General features: G+C 71.4%; 14 protein-coding genes, 1 tRNA gene, 1 pseudogene and 1 riboswitch. Of the genes and pseudogenes, 9 read left to right on the top strand and 7 right to left on the bottom strand.

The window, feature by feature from the left end:
* Window positions 1-837: pseudogene (locus M878_RS71145) on the bottom strand (asparagine synthase-related protein); the annotation flags it as partial.
* Between the two features lie 723 nt (window positions 838-1560).
* Here M878_RS71145 and M878_RS71140 point away from each other — a divergent pair.
* The 4 genes from M878_RS71140 (at window position 1561) to M878_RS71125 (ending at window position 6490) form a co-directional block, all read left to right on the top strand.
* On the top strand, window positions 1561-2985 hold the full coding sequence (locus M878_RS71140; protein ID WP_031225433.1) for an NsdA family TPR-like regulatory protein: 1425 nt from the start codon (window positions 1561-1563) through the stop codon (window positions 2983-2985).
* 62 nt (window positions 2986-3047) lie between these two features.
* Window positions 3048-4265: an L-2-hydroxyglutarate oxidase gene (lhgO, locus tag M878_RS71135; RefSeq protein WP_023549024.1), complete on the top strand. Its 1218-nt coding sequence runs from the start codon at window positions 3048-3050 to the stop codon at window positions 4263-4265.
* A 54-nt stretch (window positions 4266-4319) separates the two neighbouring features.
* Entirely contained in the window at window positions 4320-5144 is an 825-nt protein-coding gene (gene trmB, locus M878_RS71130) for a tRNA (guanosine(46)-N7)-methyltransferase TrmB (RefSeq protein WP_031225432.1), read from the top strand.
* Window positions 5145-5185: 41 nt separating this feature from the next.
* Complete coding sequence (locus tag M878_RS71125; protein WP_031225431.1) at window positions 5186-6490, top strand: PrsW family intramembrane metalloprotease; 1305 nt, start codon at window positions 5186-5188, stop codon at window positions 6488-6490.
* A 126-nt stretch (window positions 6491-6616) separates the two neighbouring features.
* Here the strand turns inward: M878_RS71125 and M878_RS71120 are convergent, their stop codons facing one another.
* Together M878_RS71120 and M878_RS71115 are read right to left on the bottom strand one after the other, a co-directional pair.
* Window positions 6617-7561 (bottom strand): aldo/keto reductase, encoded by a 945-nt coding sequence (locus tag M878_RS71120; RefSeq protein ID WP_031225429.1) that lies wholly within the window; start codon window positions 7559-7561, stop codon window positions 6617-6619.
* Window positions 7562-7631: 70 nt separating this feature from the next.
* Window positions 7632-8648 (bottom strand): M23 family metallopeptidase, encoded by a 1017-nt coding sequence (locus M878_RS71115; protein WP_023549017.1) that lies wholly within the window; start codon window positions 8646-8648, stop codon window positions 7632-7634.
* 9 nt (window positions 8649-8657) lie between these two features.
* A riboswitch (cyclic di-AMP (ydaO/yuaA leader) is annotated at window positions 8658-8824 on the bottom strand.
* A gap of 331 nt (window positions 8825-9155) precedes the next feature.
* On the opposite strand from M878_RS71115, the gene M878_RS71110 reads away from it, so the two are divergent.
* Window positions 9156-9229, top strand: a tRNA-Met gene (locus M878_RS71110).
* Window positions 9230-9326: 97 nt separating this feature from the next.
* Here the strand turns inward: M878_RS71110 and M878_RS71105 are convergent.
* The gene (locus tag M878_RS71105) at window positions 9327-10460 is read right to left on the bottom strand and encodes a dihydrofolate reductase family protein (RefSeq protein ID WP_023549015.1); all 1134 of its coding nucleotides are present in this window, start codon (window positions 10458-10460) and stop codon (window positions 9327-9329) included.
* A 62-nt stretch (window positions 10461-10522) separates the two neighbouring features.
* Here M878_RS71105 and M878_RS71100 point away from each other — a divergent pair, with 62 nt between their 5' ends.
* Both M878_RS71100 and M878_RS71095 read left to right on the top strand, forming a co-directional pair.
* Complete coding sequence (locus M878_RS71100; RefSeq protein ID WP_023549013.1) at window positions 10523-11035, top strand: MarR family winged helix-turn-helix transcriptional regulator; 513 nt, start codon at window positions 10523-10525, stop codon at window positions 11033-11035.
* A 185-nt stretch (window positions 11036-11220) separates the two neighbouring features.
* Window positions 11221-11862 carry a GTP cyclohydrolase II gene (locus M878_RS71095; protein ID WP_023549011.1) on the top strand — a complete coding sequence of 214 codons (642 nt, stop codon included), beginning with the start codon at window positions 11221-11223 and terminating at the stop codon, window positions 11860-11862.
* A 297-nt stretch (window positions 11863-12159) separates the two neighbouring features.
* Here the strand turns inward: M878_RS71095 and M878_RS71090 are convergent, their stop codons facing one another.
* Both M878_RS71090 and M878_RS71085 read right to left on the bottom strand, forming a co-directional pair.
* Entirely contained in the window at window positions 12160-13581 is a 1422-nt protein-coding gene (locus M878_RS71090; RefSeq protein ID WP_023549009.1) for a DHA2 family efflux MFS transporter permease subunit, read from the bottom strand.
* A 121-nt stretch (window positions 13582-13702) separates the two neighbouring features.
* Entirely contained in the window at window positions 13703-14326 is a 624-nt protein-coding gene (locus M878_RS71085) for an NADPH-dependent FMN reductase (RefSeq protein WP_023549007.1), read from the bottom strand.
* Between the two features lie 140 nt (window positions 14327-14466).
* On the opposite strand from M878_RS71085, the gene M878_RS71080 reads away from it, so the two are divergent.
* Entirely contained in the window at window positions 14467-15171 is a 705-nt protein-coding gene (locus tag M878_RS71080; protein ID WP_023549005.1) for a TetR/AcrR family transcriptional regulator, read from the top strand.
* Window positions 15172-15203: 32 nt separating this feature from the next.
* Here M878_RS71080 and M878_RS71075 read toward each other — a convergent pair whose 3' ends face one another.
* The gene (locus M878_RS71075; protein WP_051430108.1) at window positions 15204-15869 is read right to left on the bottom strand and encodes a TetR/AcrR family transcriptional regulator; all 666 of its coding nucleotides are present in this window, start codon (window positions 15867-15869) and stop codon (window positions 15204-15206) included.
* A gap of 146 nt (window positions 15870-16015) precedes the next feature.
* Here M878_RS71075 and M878_RS71070 point away from each other — a divergent pair, with 146 nt between their 5' ends.
* Window positions 16016-16594: a TetR/AcrR family transcriptional regulator gene (locus tag M878_RS71070; protein ID WP_023549001.1), complete on the top strand. Its 579-nt coding sequence runs from the start codon at window positions 16016-16018 to the stop codon at window positions 16592-16594.
* Window positions 16595-16686: the final 92 nt, after the last annotated feature.

Here is a 16686-nt window from a genome sequence, read left to right as displayed (position 1 = left end):
CGCGAGGGTACCGGAGGCGGGGCCGCCGGAGAGGTCGGCGCCGATGCCGGGCACGGGCATCCCGCGCCGGGCCCGCCGCTCGGCCGGGCCCATGCCGGGCACCGGGCCGGGGTCGAGGTCGGGCACGTGGCGCGGTGCGGACAGCCGGGTGCGGACCGCCTCCACCAGGGCGTCGCGTACGGCGTCCACGGCGTGGTCGGGGTCGGCCGGGGGCGCGGCCACAGCGAGGGAGGCGACCGGCTCGTACCCGGCGATCTCGCGCGCCCCGGCGCGCAGCACGAGTGCGTGCCCCGGCGGAACGCGCCGTACGCCCTCGTACGGGGTGGTGTCGCGCAGCGCGGCCGGTACGTCCGGGGCGGCGAGCAGGGCGGCCAGGTGACCGAAGTCGAGGTTGGCCTCGATGAGGTCGGCGAGGGGGAGCGCGGCGGTGGCGTAGGCCGTGCCGCCGGCCCAGGGGGTGTGGAACACCGGGCGGGCGCCGGCGAGATCGCCGCAGACGGTGATGCGTCGGCCGACCTGTACGACGGCCGTGTAGCTGCCCGGCCAGGTCGTGAGATGGCGCAGTGCGCCCCCGCGCGCGGTGAACAGGCCGCGCCGCAGCTCCTCGTCGGAGGCGCCGCAGATGCCGAGGACGGCGATGCGGTTCTCCGCGTCGGCCCGTATCACGCGCACCTCGTCCGGGCGCCAGTCGCCGACGGCCCACAGCGGATCCGGGTCGCCCCACAGGAGTTGGGAGCCGACCGGGTGCAGGGTCTCGCCGTCGTAGCCGGTGGCGCCCGCGGAACCGATCCCGGCGACGCCCGCGGCGGTGCTGCTCCAACCCACCAACCACCGCATCGACGCCTCCACAGGCTGTGGACAACAGTGCACCGTACGAACCGGATCCTCATGCTGCCATGAAAGACGCGGTGTGGAGGGGCGGCGGCACCGGCTTCGATCGAGGGAAACCCGCGGCGAACGCCAGGGGAGACCAAGGGGAGTCGACGGACTCGGCACGTATCGGCCATCGGCTTCTCGCGATGGCCGCGACTCGAATGCGCCCCCTGTACGCTCCCCGAAAACGCCCTTCGCGCCCTCAAGTTGCATGGTGGGAGCGGAAATTTACCCCTGCGAGCGGGAGCGATTTTCAGCCAATCATGCAGAGGCGCCCGGGATTTGAGCACGCTCCGTACAGGCCTGCGGGGAGCGCGGCGACGCGGGCACGCGCACAGTCCGGGAGGCGGGCATCGCCTCCCGGACCGGTCCGCCACCCGCGGGGATGAAGGTGGCGGTGTCCCCCAGCCCACTGGATCCAGTACAGCGGGCCGACCCACGCAAGAGCCATGGAACCGCTCCCCCGGTGGCCGGAGAAGAGCGCACGGACGGGCGCACGGCCACACGGGCGGGGGCACGCGGCGACAAGCCGTGCACGGTGCGTACAGGACCGCACTTCCGTACGGACCACAATCCCGCCATCCGGAACAATGCCCCTTAACGCTTGGGATGCGGCGAACTACGCTGGGTTTACGAATGCCGCGTGGTTATGCCAGCGCGGCAGCCGTCTGTGTCGAGGGGTGGCGCATGTCCAGGGAGCAACGCGGGCCGAACGAAAAGCTCGGCACCGTTCTCGCCCTCGCGGGAATCAGCAACGCAGGACTCGCGCGACGCGTCAACGACCTTGGCGCACAACGCGGGTTGACTCTTCGCTACGACAAGACCTCCGTGGCGCGCTGGGTGTCGAAGGGGATGGTGCCGCAGGGCGCGGCCCCGCACCTCATCGCAGCCGCCATCGGCCAGAAGCTCGGCCGCCCGGTGCCGCTCCACGAGATCGGCCTGGCGGACGCGGATCCCGCGCCCGAAGTGGGCCTCGCCTTCCCCAGAGACGTAGGACAGGCGGTGAAGTCGGCGACGGAGCTGTACCGCCTCGACTTCGCCGGGCGCCGGGCCGGGTCCGGCGGCATCTGGCAGTCGCTCGCCGGATCGTTCGCAGTGAGCGCATACGCAACGCCTGCCTCACGCTGGCTGATAACCCCCGCCGACAGCTCGGTCGCGCGGGAGGCGGGCTCCGCCGAGGGCTCCGGCGCACCGATCAAAGTCGGCCACAGCGATGTGCAGAAGCTGCGGGAGGCCGCCGAGGACGCCCGGCGATGGGACTCCAAGTACGGCGGTGGGGACTGGCGTTCGTCGATGGTGCCGGAGTGCCTGCGGGTGGAGGCGGCGCCGCTGCTGCTCGGCTCCTACTCCGACGAAGTGGGCCGCGCACTCTTCGGGGCCTCCGCCGAACTCACCCGGCTCGCCGGGTGGATGGCCTTCGACACCGGCCAGCAGGAGGCCGCGCAGCGGTACTACATCCAGGCGCTGCGGCTCGCGCGCGCGGCGGCGGACGTGCCGCTCGGGGGCTATGTGCTCGCCTCCATGTCGCTCCAGGCGACGTATCGCGGCTTCGGCGACGAAGGGGTCGATCTGGCGCAGGCCGCGCTGGAGCGGAACCGGGGGCTGGCGACGGCCCGTACGATGAGTTTCTTCCGGCTGGTGGAAGCGCGGGCACACGCGCGTGCGGGTGATGCGCAGGCGGCGGGTACGGCGCTGAAGGCGGCGGAGGGCTGGCTCGAGCGGTCCAGGGACGGTGACAACGACCCCTCTTGGCTTGGTTTTTATGGCTATGACCGGTTTGCTGCCGATGCGGCCGAGTGCTACCGGGATCTGAAGGCGCCCCGGCAGGTGCGGCGGTTCACCGAGCAGGCTTTGTCGAAGCCGACGGAGGAGTTCGTGCGCTCGCACGGACTGCGCCTGGTGGTGTCGGCCGTCGCCGAGCTGGAGTCCGGGAATCTGGACGCCGCGTGCGAGCAGGGGGTGCGGGCCGTGGAGGTGGCCGGGCGGATCTCCTCGGCCCGGACGACCGAGTATGTGAAGGATCTGCTGCACCGGCTGGAGCCGTACGGGGACGAGCCGCGGGTGGCGGAGCTGCGGGAGCGGGCCCGGCCGTTGTTGATGGCGCCGGCCTGAGAACCCGCAGCGCCTGCGTTTGAAGGCGTTGTCAGTGGCGCAGTGCACTATCGAGGTGGGAGGTGGTGCAGGTGCCGGTCGAGGCGTACGACTGTGATGTGCTCGTGGTCGGTGGGGGGATCGTCGGGCTGTCCACGGCGTATGCGATCACACGGGCCGCGCCGGGCACACGGGTGACCGTGCTGGAGAAGGAGCCGGGGCCGGCCCGGCACCAGACGGGACGCAACAGCGGGGTCATCCACAGCGGGATCTACTACCGGCCGGGCTCGCTCAAGGCGCGGTATGCCGTGCGGGGCGCCGCCGAGATGGTGAAGTTCTGCGCCGAGTACGGCATCGCGCACGCCGTCACCGGCAAGCTGATCGTCGCCACGGAGCGGGAGGAGCTGCCGCGGCTGCACGCGCTCGTGCAGCGCGGGCGGGAGAACGGCATTCCGGTGCGGGAGCTGGGCCCCGCCCAGATCGGCGAGTACGAACCGGAGGTCCGGGGGCTGGCGGCCATACATGTCGGCACGACCGGCGTGTGCGACTTCGTGGGCGTCGCGCGCCAGCTGGCACAGGCCTCGGGGGCGGAGATCCGGTACGGCGCGCGGGTCGTCCGGGTCGACCGGCGGCCGGAGCGGGGGGTCGCCGTACTCACCACCGGCGGAGACGTCGTACGCGCGCGCGTGCTGGTGAACTGCGCCGGGCTGTACTGCGACGAGCTGGCGCGGCTGACCGGGGACGAGTCCGAGGTGCGGATCGTGCCGTTCCGCGGTGAGTACTACGAGCTGGCGCGGCCCGAGCTGGTGCGGGGGCTGGTGTATCCGGTGCCGGATCCGGCGTTCCCGTTCCTCGGGGTGCATCTGACCCGGGGCATCGACGGGGGTGTGCACGTCGGGCCCAACGCGGTGCCGGCGCTGGCCCGGGAGGGGTACGGCTGGGGGGTCGTACGACCCCGGGAGCTGGCCGGGACCGTGGCATGGCCAGGATCGTGGGCGATCGCCCGGCAACACTGGAGATACGGCGCGGGGGAGCTGCACCGCTCACTGTCGAAGAGGGCGTTTCTGGAGGCCGTGCGGAGGTTGTTGCCCGGGGTGGAGGGCGACGACCTGGTGCGGGCCCCGGCCGGGGTGCGGGCGCAGGCGGTGTTGCGGGACGGGACGCTGGTGGACGACTTCCTCATCCGAGAGGGGAGCCGGGCGGTGCACGTGCTCAACGCACCGTCCCCGGCGGCTACAGCTTCCCTGCCGATCGGCAGGGAGGTCGGGCGTCGGGTGCTGGACATGCTCGGCTCGCTGTAGGCGTCGTACAGCCGGAAGGGCACGCTCGTAGAGCGCCGTAAAATCGGAAGCACTGTGTCTGACTTCCTCAACGCCCCCGAAGCCCCCTCGCCGGCCCCCCACACCCCCGGCGCCTCCGTTCGGCATACCCGGGCCAAGGGTGAGCCGCGGTTTCCGGACGGGCCCAGGGCGGATCCGGCCGGGTCGCACTTCGAGCGGCGGATCCGGAGTTTTCAGCCGCGGCGGAGTCGGGTGACCGCGGGGCAGGCCGATGCGTTGCAGCGGCTGTGGCCCCTGTGGGGACTCGACATCGACGGGCAGCGTGTGATCGAGCTCTCCGAGCTGTTCGGGAACAGCAAGCCCGTCGTGCTGGAGATCGGGTTCGGGATGGGCGAGGCCACCGCGCAGATGGCCGCCGCCGACCCGGACACCAATATCCTCGCCGTCGACGTGCACACGCCGGGGCAGGGGAATCTGCTGAATCTTGCCGACCGGGGCGGAATGGACAATGTCCGGGTGGCGAACGGGGACGCGATCATCCTGCTCAGGGAGATGCTCACCCCCGACTCGCTGGACGGGCTGCGCGTGTACTTCCCGGACCCCTGGCCCAAGAAACGGCATCACAAGCGGCGGCTCATCCAGCCCGAGTTCCTGACGCTCGCCGCGACCCGGCTGAGGCCCGGAGCGCTCGTGCACTGCGCGACCGACTGGGAGCCGTACGCCGAGCAGATGCTGGAGGTGCTCAGCGCGCACCCCGACTTCGAGAACACGCAGGCCGACGGCGGTTTCGCGCCACGCCCCGAGTTCCGGCCGCTGACCCGTTTCGAGGGTCAGGGACTGGACAAGGGACATGTGGTGAACGATCTGCTGTTCCATCGTGTACCGCACCAGGGCCGATAAACCGCTCAGCACCTCGTCCCGTCACCGTTAGGGTCGATGCCGTGGCCACCAGTCCTCCGTTTCCGACGTATCCCCCGGGCCCAGAGGGCCTTGTGCTGCGCCATCCGCACTGGTGGCAGCGCCGGTGGGTGCGGTACGGGGCACTGATCACGCTGCTGGCGCTGTCCGGGCTGGTCATCCTGGCGCTGGTGCGCAGGCAGACCGGTACCGAGGGGTTTCTCGTGGGGCTCGGGCTGGCCATGCTGCCCGTGCCCTGGCTCATAGCCGCCTTCCGCTGGCTGGACCGGGTGGAGCCCGGCCCCTGGCGGAATCTGGTCTTCGCCTTCGCCTGGGGCGCGTGCGCGGCCGCGCTGATAGCCATCGTCGCCAACAGCTTCGCGACCAAGTGGATAGCCACCGCCACCGCCGATCCAGCCAGCGCCAACACGCTCGGCGCCACCGTGATAGCGCCCATCGTGGAGGAGTCCGCCAAGGCCGCCGCCGTACTGCTGGTCTTTCTCTTCCGCAGACGTGACTTCACCGGGATCGTGGACGGGGTGGTGATAGCGGGGATCACCGCCACCGGGTTCGCGTTCACCGAGAACATCCTCTACCTGGGTACAGCCTTCGGGACCGACCAGCTCTCCGGCGACCGCGGCATCGCCTCCGTCACCGCCGCCACCTTCTTCGTGCGCATCGTGATGTCCCCGTTCGCGCACCCCCTGTTCACCACCCTCACCGGTCTCGGCTTCGGTGTCGCCGCGCTCTCCGCCGAGCGGCAGCGCGCCCGGCGGGTGCTGCTGCCGGTCTGCGGTCTGCTGCTCGCAATGAGCATGCACGCCTTCTGGAACGGCTCCTCCACCTTCGGCGAGTTCGGGTTCTTCGCCGTCTACGGCGCGTTCATGATGCCCGTGTTCGGGCTGCTGACCTGGCTCGCGATCTGGACGCGGCAGCGGGAGCTGCGGACCGTGCGGGAGGAGCTGCCGGCGTATGTGCTGGCCGGGTGGCTGGGGCCGGCCGAGCCGTTCGCGCTCGGGTCGATGAGGGCGCGGGGGACGGCCCGTGACTACGCCCGGCACCACCATGGCCGGGCGGCGGCGCGGGCGGTGGCCCAGTACGAGGCGTACGCCACGTCGCTCGCGTTTCTACGGCGCCGGGGGCGGCAGGGGAAGGCCGGGGCCGACTTCGTCGTCCGGGAGCGGGAGCTGCTGGACGAGCTGTGGAAGCGGAGGGATGTGGCGCGCCCGGCCCTGGAGTATGCGGCGCGGGCGGCTGCGCCGGCCTGGCCGACGGTGCCTGCGGCGTCTTGGCCGGGGTACGGGTATCCGGCGGTGCCGTATCCCGCCTACAACCCGTATCGGTCGTAGCCGTCCGGGTCGCGGAGAGTCTGGCATCGCCGGATTGCCCCGTCGTGGCTGATCGCCGTTGCGGCGGAAAAGTTACCGCGCCAGGAAGGTCATAGCGGCAGGAAGGTCATAGCGGCGGAGAGCGAGCTAGGCCGACGCCTCCGTCAGGCTCGCCACTTCCTCGTCCGTCAGCTTCAGGTCCGCCGCCCCCAGCAGCGCCGGGAGCTGCTCCACCGTGCGGGCCGAGGCGATCGGGGCGGTGATGGTCGGCTGGGCGCCGAGCCAGGCGAGGGCGACCGTGGCGACGGGGACCTCATGCGCGGCGGCGATCTCGTCCAGGGCCGTGAGGACCTTCTGGCCGCGCTCGGAGTCCGCGTACTGCTGGGCCCGGCCCGCGCGGGCGCTGTCGACCGTGGTGCCGGGGCGGTACTTGCCGGTCAGGAAGCCCGCGGCGAGGGAGAAGTACGGGACCGCGGACAGACCCTCCTTGGCGGCCAGGTCCTGCAGCGGGCCCTCGTAGGTGTCGCGGGAGACCAGGTTGTAGTGGGGCTGGAGGGCGACATAGCGGGCCAGGCCCTCGCGGTCGGAGAAGTCGAGGGAGGCCTTGAGGCGCTCGGGGGTGATGTTGGAGGCGGCGATGTGCCGGACCTTGCCCGCCTTCACCAGCTCGTCGAGGGCGCCGATGATCTCCTCGACCGGGACCTCGGGCTTGTCGAAGTGGGTGTAGTAGAGGTCGATGTAGTCGGTGTCCAGGCGGCGCAGGGAGGCGTCGGCGGCGGCCTTGATGTTGGCGGCGGACAGGCCCTGGTACTCGGGGTGCTGGCTGACCTTGGTGGCGATGACGACGTTGTCACGGTTGCCGCGGGCCTTGACCCACTTGCCGATGATCGTCTCGGACTCGCCGCCCTTGTTGCCCTCGATCCAGGCGGAGTAGGCGTCGGCGGTGTCGATGAAGTTGCCGCCCGCCGCCGCGTAGGCGTCGAGGACGGCGAAGGAGGTCTCCTCGTCGGCGGTCCAGCCGAAGACGTTGCCGCCGAGGGAGAGCGGGAAGACCTCGATGTCGGAAGAGCCGAGTGTGCGCAAAGACGTCATGCTCAGCATGAACGCCGGCGGTGGATGATCTCATTCCGCCGCCGGCGTCGCGTTCACACGAATGCCATGCTCAGGGGTTGAGGCCCTTGTCCCGCAGCCACGGCGCCGGGTCGATGGCGGATGCCTGGCCGTTCGGGTGGACCTCCAGGTGGAGGTGCGGGCCGGTGACATTGCCGGTGGCGCCGATGCGCCCGATGACATCGCCGGTGGAGACCTTCTGGCCGACCGAGACGTTGATCGAGGACTGGTGGCAGAACCACAGCTCGGTGCCGTCGTCCAGGGTCAGGACGGTGCGGTAGCCGTAGGCGCCGGCCCAGCCCGCCTCGGTGATCGTGCCGCCGTGGATGGCCTTGATGAGGGTGCCGGTGGGGGCGGCGAAGTCGAGGCCGGTGTGGTAGCCGGAGGACCACATCGCGCCGGGCTGGCCGAAGGTGCCGGTGATCGTGTACGAGACGACGGGCAGGGTGTACTGCTTGGCCAGCTCGGCCAGCCGCTTGGCCTCGGCCGCCTTCTTGGCGTCGGCCTCCGCCTTCGCCTGGGCGTCGGCGGCCTTGGCGGCGGCCTCCTTCTCCGCCTTGGCCGCGGCGGCGGCGGTCTGCTTCTCGGCGGCGGCGAGCGCGGCGGCGGTGGCCTTGCTGTCGGCCTTGCTCTGCTGCTGCTCGGCCTGGGCCATGATCCGGTTGCGCAGCGCCTCGCCGGCGTCACCGCTGTCGGCGCTCTCGGAGGTCACGCCGACCTTGCTGAGCCCGGTGGCGGTGGCCTGGTGGGAGGAGTCGTCGCCGAAGAAGTGGGTGACGGAGTCCGGCAGGGATATGGAGACCGGCGGCTTGCCGGTGTTGGCGCTGGCCATGCCGCCCGCGCCGACGGCGGCCATCACGCCGACGCCGAGGACGGTGGAGCTGCGCGCGAATCCGCCGCGCTGCTTGGCGACACGGTGCCGGCCGCGGACGGTGGTGAGGGATTCCTCGGTGGGGTTCCACTCCTCCCAGGGGCCCTCCTCGCCGCGGTAGGAGCCGTAGCCGAAGGTCTCCGGCTCGGGTTGCGCGGGCACGAACGGGGCTTCTGGGGCAGGCCGGTTGGACGCCACTCGGGCGTGCTCCTTTCCTTCCTCCGCCTACCGGGTTAGCTGACGGGTTCGGAGCAGGAAGGTCTCCTACGCGCGTATACCGGGCGTGGACTCGACGAGTTCACGTCAGTATCCGCGTGATTCACCCCAAGGTGGTGGTTCCCCGGTTCCCTTGCGGGATTCGGCGCGTGCGCACGGAGCCGCCTCTTGTGACGGCTGGGACGACCGCGCTGCGTTATCGAACGTTAATAGACCCCAGAGTCACTTTCCAAGCCGTTCGGCATGATCATTCGCGCTTTCCGACGGGGACTTACCGGTCAGGAACGCTGCAAATCGGTCGAGTTGACCATCGTTCAGGAGTGTCGGAGTTTTTGATGGTGTCTCAGGCGTTATGCGGAGGGCGGTCGTCCGGTCACCGTAAGTGAACGGGGCGAGCTTCTTGGCCCGGGCGGATGACGCCGGTCCGCGCCCCTGGTCAACCCGTGTGCATGCGGTGCTGCGCATGGCGTACACTGGTGAACACAACGACGCGGGGTGGAGCAGCTCGGTAGCTCGCTGGGCTCATAACCCAGAGGTCGCAGGTTCAAATCCTGTCCCCGCTACTGAAGACTCAGGGCCCGGAAACCATTGGTTTCCGGGCCCTGAGTCTTTCCACCGGCGCTGAGTGTCTTCACCGGTCCTGAAGGCTTTCCGGGCGGATCACCCCAGCAGGTGCCTGTTCGGCGCCTTGGCCTGGTCCTCGTACTCCGGCAGTACGACCACCTCGGCGCCGCCCTTCACCAGAATCCCCCTACCGTCGGCGCCCGCCACGAACGTGTCCGGCTCCTGCCAGGCAGTGACCACCCGCCGTACCCCGGCCCGGAGGATCAGCTCGGAGCACGGCGCGGGGCGGGAGGCACGCCGGGCGCACGGCTCCAGGCTGCTGTAGACGGTGGCGGCAGGCAGCCGAGGGTCCGCCGGGTCGATCTTCGCGAGCGCGGCCTCCTCCGCGTGGACCACGGGGTCGTCCCCCTCGCGCGAGTGGGCGCGGGCCAGCTCCGTACCGTCGGCGGCGACCACCACCGCACCCACGCTGAACGCCGTGGGCGAGGGCGGGCACAGCGCGGCGAGTTCGCAGGCGGTGCGCAGCCAGTGACGGTCGGCGGCGGCGGGGAACGGGCCGGTGCCGGGGGCCGTGGGCTCGTAGCGCATGAGGACCACGTCCTCGATCCGTCGGGCCTCGGTCAGCCGCAGCCGGCCGGGCTGGTAGCCGCCCGGGCCGAAGAGGCGGGGCGCGGCCGGGTCGCCGACGAACAGCGGGGCGACGACCAGCTGCAGCTCGTCGGCGAGGCCCTGGCGCAGCAGCTGGGTGTGGACCGTGCCGCCGCCCTCGACCATCAGCCGCCGTACGCCGCGCACGTCGTGCAGGTGGGACAGCAGGGCGCGCCAGTCGAGGTCGGAGCCGAGCGGGACGACGTCGACGGCGCCGCCGAGGCGGTGGGTGGCCCGCTCGGCGCCCTTGTCGGTCGTGTAGACGAGCTTGTCGCCGCCGGTGTGCCAGAACTTCGCACCGGGGTCGAGGTCGCCGGTGGCTGTGACGGTCACCTTCAGCGGGTACTCCGGCCGGCCCTCCCGGACGCGGGCCGCGCGGCGCTCGGCGGAGTTGACCAGCAGCCGCGGGTTGTCGGCCCGGATCGTGCCGGCTCCGATCAGGATGGCGTCGACGGAGGCCCGTACCGCGTCGACCCGGTCGAAGTCGGCCGGGCTGGACAGCAGAAGCCGTTCGGGACCGGTGTCGTCCAGGTAGCCGTCGAGGGAGACGGCGGCGGACAGCAGCACGTACGGATACGACATCGGCGCGGTCTCCCTGCGAAGTCACTCTTGGTTCAAGTTTGAAACAAACCTACACTGTCGGCATGACGACCCGCTGGCTCAGCCCCGAGGAGCAGCGCGCGTGGCGCGCGTACATGGCCGCGACCCACCTCCTGGAGGACGCGATGGACCGGCAGCTCCAACAGGACGCCGGCATGCCCCACCTGTTCTACTCGGTGCTGGCCAACCTCTCCGAGGCGCCCGACCGGCGGCTGCGCATGACCGATCTCGCCGAGACGCTGAAGATCACGCGCAGTCGGCTGACTTATGCGGTGACCCGCCTGGAGCGGGACGGGCTGGTGCGCAGGGAGGACTGCCGCTGGGACAAGCGCAGCAGCATCGCCGTGCTGACGGACGAGGGGATGGCCGTGCTGGAGCGTACGGCGCCCGGGCACGTCGCGGTCGTGCGCGCCACCCTGTTCGACCGGCTCACGCCGGAGCAGGTGGGGCAGCTGGAGGAGATCTTCACGGGGGTAGCGCGCGGATTGCAGGGCGGGAGCGAGGCCGGGACGGACGACGTTCCCTGGCGGCGCCGGTCGTCCTGTTCCGGCTCCTGAGCCACACCCGCCCGCCTCCTGTGCCTCCTAAGTCACACACGCCTGCCTCTTGAGCCACATCCGGTATCCGAAAGTCACACCCGACACCCGGAAAACAATTGCTTTAAGTTTGAAACATGAGGTAGGGTCCCCTTCGAAACCGCTGCTTCAAATCTGAAGCAGCAGCCGCTTCCGGAGGGACCCGCATGCCCGACACCCCCGCCGCCACGACGCGCGCCCGCGTCCGGGTACCGCTGCGTTTCCACGACGGCTACAGCGTCGACGCCGAACTCGTCACCTTCCACGGCCTGGGCGACGGCCAGGAGCACGTCGCGGTCGTCCTCGGTGACCCGGCCCCGGGCTCCGTCCCGCTGGTGCGCCTGCACTCCGAGTGCCTGACCGGCGACGTCTTCGGTTCGGCCCGCTGCGACTGCGGTCCCCAGCTGCGCGAGGCGGTCGAGCGCATCGCCGACCGCGGCGGCGTCCTGCTCTACCTCCGCCAGGAGGGCCGCGGCATCGGCCTCTACAACAAGCTCGACGCCTACGCCCTGCAGGACCAGGGCCTCGACACCTACGAGGCGAACGCCGCGCTCGGCCTGCCGGAGGACGCCCGCGACTACACGGCCGCCGCGCAGATGCTCGCCGCCCTCGGCATCGGGGAGCTGGACCTGCTGTCCAACAACCCCGACAAGGCGGAGCAGTTGCGTGCGCTGGGCGTCGTCGTACGGGACCGGGTGCCGACCGGTGTCTTCACCACGGCCCACAACGTCCGCTACCTGCGTGCGAAGGTCCTGCAGACCCGGCACACCCTGCCGCTGGCGGAACTTACGGAACGGAACGCGGGCTGAGCCGGCCCTGGGGGATGCCCTAGGTGGTATCAGCCCGGTTGTGGGGCTCAGCCCCGGTGTCGGGGACTGAGCCTCGGCCGTCGGGGGTTCAGCCCCGGCCGTGAAGGGCCAGGGCCTGTCCGGCGGATCAGGTCGCAGGACATCGACGGCGCCTCATCAGCGCAGGTGAGCGGGGTGCGATGGGGCTCCGCGAGCGAAGTCGAGCGTGGGGGAGCGTCGGCGACCGACGCCGACGCCGCTGGGGGTACCCCCACGCCCTTAAGACAGTGGCCGTAAGTCCGCGTGCCATGGGGGCTTTCAGTCACGGGTGCCCGATGGGAGGCCGCGGGTGCCCGAGGGGAGGCGGAGGGCCGGCAGGGTCGCCAAGGCCAGCAAGGTCGCCGCGATGGCGTATGCGGTGCGGAAGCCGGGTGGGGTCGTGCCCGTCTCGCCGAGTGCCACCGACAGGGCGGCCGTTCCGACGGACGCGCCCAGTTGGGAGTTGATGCTCAGCGCGGTGCTCGCCGCGGCCAGCCGTTCCGCGGGCAGCTCCCGGCTCGCGGTGGTCATCGTCGGCATCAGCACCACGCCGGCGCCGACGCCCAGCACCATCGCCGAGGCCACCATCCGCCAGGGCGCGACCCCGGGCACCCCGGACTGCCAGGCCAGCAGCGCCATTCCGAGGGCGGCCGCCGCGATCCCGGCCGGGATCAGCCGGCGCGGTGCCACTTTGTCGATCCGTCGCGCCGCGATCTGCATCGTCGTACCGACGACCAGACCCGTCGGCGCGCCCAGCAGGCCGGCCGCCATGGCGCTCAGGCCGCGCTCCTGCTGCCAGTAGAGCGGGCCGAGCAGCATCGCGCCGAAGTAGCCGCAGGTGAACAGCGCGAGCGTGCCGATGCCGGCGGCGAAGGTGCGGTCGCGCAGCAGCCGCAGGTCCAGCAGCGGTGCGGACGCGGTGAGCGCCCGGCGTACGAAGCCCGCCGCGAGGGCCACGCCGGCGAGCGTCGGCACGAGGGCGCCGGGTGCGCCGAAGTCGCCGCGCTCGCCGCCCCGGGCCAGGCCGTACAGGAGCAGGGCGAGTCCGGGCGAGAGCATCAGCAGGCCGGGGAGGTCCAGCCGGGCGGCGGTCCTCGCGGTGCCGGTACCGGTCTCGGCGCTGGTCCCGTTCGTCGGCGCGTCCGGCGGCAGGAGCCGCAGTCCGAGCGTCAGGGCCAGGGCGCCGACGGGCACGTTGACCAGGAAGATCCAGTGCCAGGAGGCGGCGTCGACCAGCCAGCCGCCGAGCACCGGCCCGGCGACCGGCCCGACCAGGAGGGGCAGCCCGCCCACGGCCATCGCACGGCCGAGGCGGCTGCGGTCGGCGGCGCCCATCACCATCGTCATGCCGACCGGCTGCAGCAGCCCGCCTCCGAGACCCTGCACCGCCCGGAAGGCGATGAGGCTGCCCGCGTCCCAGGCACACGCTGCGAGCAGTGAGCCGAGGGTGAAGAGGGTGAGCGCCGTCAGATAGGTGCGCCTGGCGCCGAGCCGGGCCATGGCCCAGGCGGCGGTCGGGATGACGGCGGCCAGCGCGAGCGTGTACGCGGTGGCGGTCCACTGGATGGTCTCCAGCGAGGCGCCGAAGGACTGCGAGAGCCGGCGCATCGCGACGTTGACGATCGTCATGTCGAGCACCGCCATCATCGAGCCGATGACGGTGACGGCCAGGGTGCGGTTCAGGACCGTGGCTCGTTTCACCCGACTCACCGAATTCACAGGATTCACCGGATTCGCTGGATTCACCGGATTCGGTACCGGTCGGCCCGGTGCCGCGGCGGACGCGGTCGTACGCATCTCCCCCACCTCTCCTCCCTCGCCCTCAGCCCGCGTACGGGCGCTCGGCCCGCGCGGCTCGCAACGCCCGCCCCCACCAGGTGAGTTGACCGAGCATGCCCTTCACGGCACCCGCGCACACGGTCGCGTCCCGGGGTGTGCCGTCCTCCCCGAGGCCGGACCAGGGGCCGTGCAGGCTGACCGAGTCGCGCACGGTCGTCGCGTGCAGTTCGGCGAAGACCAGCCGGAGTTGCTCGACCGCGCGCAGCCCGCCGCCGAGGCCGCCGTACGACACGAAGCCGACCGGCTTGGCCTGCCACTGCGTGTAGTGCCAGTCGATGAAGTTCTTCAGGGACGCCGGGAAGCTGTGGTTGTACTCGGGTGTGACGACGACGAACGCGTCGGCGGCGGCGAGCCGCGGCGAGATGTCCCGCAGCGCGGCGGCGGCCGCGGGGCTCGGCGTGCCGCCCCAGCCGGGCAGCACCAACGGGAGGTCGAGCCCGGCGAGGTCGATGACGTCGAGATCGAGGACGTCGTCGGTGGCGGCGGCGGCGAGGAACCAGTCGGCGACGGCCCGGCCCTGCCGGCCTTCCCGGACGCTGCCGACGAGGACGGCGACGCGCAGTGGTGCGTCATGGGCCGGCAGAACTTCCTTGCTGGTGACGGACACAGGTGTCCCCCTTCTCCTGTTTCTCCTGGCGGGTCGGCCGCCCTGTGCGGCCTTCCGCAACAGCAACGTACAACGGTCGTTGTAAAAAGTACAACGTCCGTTGTAAGTCAGGTAGAGTGGCCGGTCACGAGGAGGCGGTTGTGGGCGAAACGAACGAGTCCCGGCTGGCGCAGGCGCGATGCGAGGTCTCACCGCGCAAGCTGGAGAAGCAGATGGCGATCGCGAGCGCGTCCTGCACGCTCTTCGGCCGCGAAGGCTATGCGCGCGCCTCGGTCGACGCGCTGGCCGCCGAGGCCGGCGTCTCCACGCGCACGCTCTACAACCACTTCCCCGGCGGCAAGGCCCAGCTCTTCCAGACGGTGGTGACCTGGACGTCCAACGAGGTCCGCGATGCCCAACTCGTCCGTCTGCGGGCCACGTTGGACCCCGAGCGGCCGCCCCGCGCCGAGGATCTGGAACGCGATCTGGTCGCCCTGGCCTGCGCGTTCGTCGGCCTCATGGCCGACTACCCGAACCACTTCGCGCTCGTCCGGCACATCCACGCCGAGGCCGACCATGTGCCGCCGGAGGTCCTCAAGGCCTGGCACGAGGCCGGTCCCGGACCGGTCGGCCGGGCCGTCGCCGGGGCGATGACCCACCTCGCGGACGCCGGACTGCTCGACGTGCACGGCGACGCGGCGATGACCGCCGCCCACTTCATGGCCCTGACCACCCACACGATCGTCCAGTCCACCAACTACGGCGTCCACCCCCTCCCGGCCGCGGAGACGGACCGGCTGATCAGGGGCGGCGTGGCGGCGTTCCTGCGGGCCTACGGGCGCGACGGCCTCAGCCCCTCCGGCTGACCATCAGCTCGGCCGGAGGAGTTGCGCACGGATCAGCGCGCCCCCCGGAGGAACCCCTCCACCACCCGGCGCACCTTGCGGGCGGCACCGTCGTCCCCGAGCCGCATCGCGATGTTGGCTGCGTTGCAGACGGCGTCCAGCTGGAACGCGGCCAGCTCCACGTCCGGCGCGGCGGGGTCACCGGCGCCTGCGGCCTGCCCCAGCTGTTCGGCGATCAGTTTCAGCCATGCCTCGCGGTGGGCGAGCAGGGCGTCACGGACCGCGCCGGGGCGGCTGTCGTAGGCGGGAAGGTTGGCGGACCAGAAGCAGCCGCCGGCGAAAAGGGGCGTCTGCGCGTAGGCGATCCAGTGCTCGGTCAGCGCCCGCAGCCGGGCGGCACCCGCCGGGAAGGCCCGAGCGGGTCGCACCACGGCCCGCTCGAACTCGCGGTGCGCGCATTCGGCGGCGGCCAGCTGCAGGTTCTCCTTGGTCCGGAACAGCGTCTGGACACCGCTCTTGCTCAGCCCGAGGTCAGCGGCCAGCCGTCCGATACTGAGTCCATCGAGCCCCTCCAGCGAGGCGATGTCGACGGCGTGCCGCGCGACCCGCTGCCGGGCGCGCGCACCGCGCACCAGCCGCAGATCGGTCACCTCAGGCCCCTCCGCACCCAGGATTCCCCGCCCCGCGCCGCGCTCCGGACCGTGTCGTTCGCTTTCCATCCCGGTCATCGTGCCACATCTCGAGAAATATGTACGACCGGTCGTATGTCTTGTTGATCCGGAGCCCGCCGAGCTGACAACTCCACGCGGAGTACTCTGACCGGAGTGGTTGTCGATGACCGCCTGCACACGGAGCCGGACATTCCATGGTGAGACGCAACGACCAACGGCGTGCCGCCCTCGTCGACGCCGCGATCGAGGTGCTGGCGCGGGACGGGGCACGCGGGCTGACCTTCCGGGCGGTGGACGGGGCGGCCGCCGTGCCTCCCGGTACGGCGTCCAACTACTTCTCCAGCCGCGACGAGCTGCTCACCCAGGCCGGCGCCCGCGTCTACGAGCGGCTCCAGCCCGACGAGGCCACGCTCGCCCGCCACCGGACCGCCGGCCGCCACCGGGAGACGTACGCGGAGCTGATGCGTGAACTCGTGGGCCGGGTCGCCGCCTTCCGCACCGGATACCTCGCACTGCTGGAACTCCGGCTGGAGGCGACCCGCCGCCCGGAGCTGCGCGCGGTGCTCACCGAGCGGGTCCGCGCCGATCTCGCCGCCAACGTCGCCTATCACGAGGCCTCCGGGCTGCCCGGCGACGCCACGGCCGTCAAGCTGCTCTACCTTGCCCTGAACTGGCTGATCGTCGAACAACTCACCCTGCCGGACGTGCTCTCCGAGGCGGAGCGGGACGAACTGGTGACGGCGGCGGTCGAGCGGATCGTGACGGAGACCTGACGCCCGTCGTGACGGAGACCTGACGCCCGTCGTGACGGAGACCTGACGCGCCTCGTGACGGAGACCCGATGCCCGTCGTGACGGAGACCTGA

Origin of the sequence: Streptomyces roseochromogenus subsp. oscitans DS 12.976, from assembly GCF_000497445.1 — a bacterium.
Lineage (GTDB): Bacteria > Actinomycetota > Actinomycetes > Streptomycetales > Streptomycetaceae > Streptomyces > Streptomyces oscitans.
The sequence above is the reverse complement of the archived record's forward strand: the minus strand, read 5'-3'. Positions and strand labels throughout refer to the sequence as shown.

Coding starts and splice junctions, on each gene's coding strand:
- M878_RS71095 (WP_023549011.1), top strand. CDS start 11,221: ATGCCCGACACCCCCGCCGCCACGACGCGCGCCCGCGTCCGGGTACCG.
- M878_RS71100 (WP_023549013.1), top strand. CDS start 10,523: ATGACGACCCGCTGGCTCAGCCCCGAGGAGCAGCGCGCGTGGCGCGCG.
- M878_RS71075 (WP_051430108.1), bottom strand. CDS start 15,869: ATGGAAAGCGAACGACACGGTCCGGAGCGCGGCGCGGGGCGGGGAATC.
- M878_RS71140 (WP_031225433.1), top strand. CDS start 1,561: ATGTCCAGGGAGCAACGCGGGCCGAACGAAAAGCTCGGCACCGTTCTC.
- M878_RS71120 (WP_031225429.1), bottom strand. CDS start 7,561: ATGACGTCTTTGCGCACACTCGGCTCTTCCGACATCGAGGTCTTCCCG.
- M878_RS71105 (WP_023549015.1), bottom strand. CDS start 10,460: ATGTCGTATCCGTACGTGCTGCTGTCCGCCGCCGTCTCCCTCGACGGC.
- M878_RS71070 (WP_023549001.1), top strand. CDS start 16,016: ATGGTGAGACGCAACGACCAACGGCGTGCCGCCCTCGTCGACGCCGCG.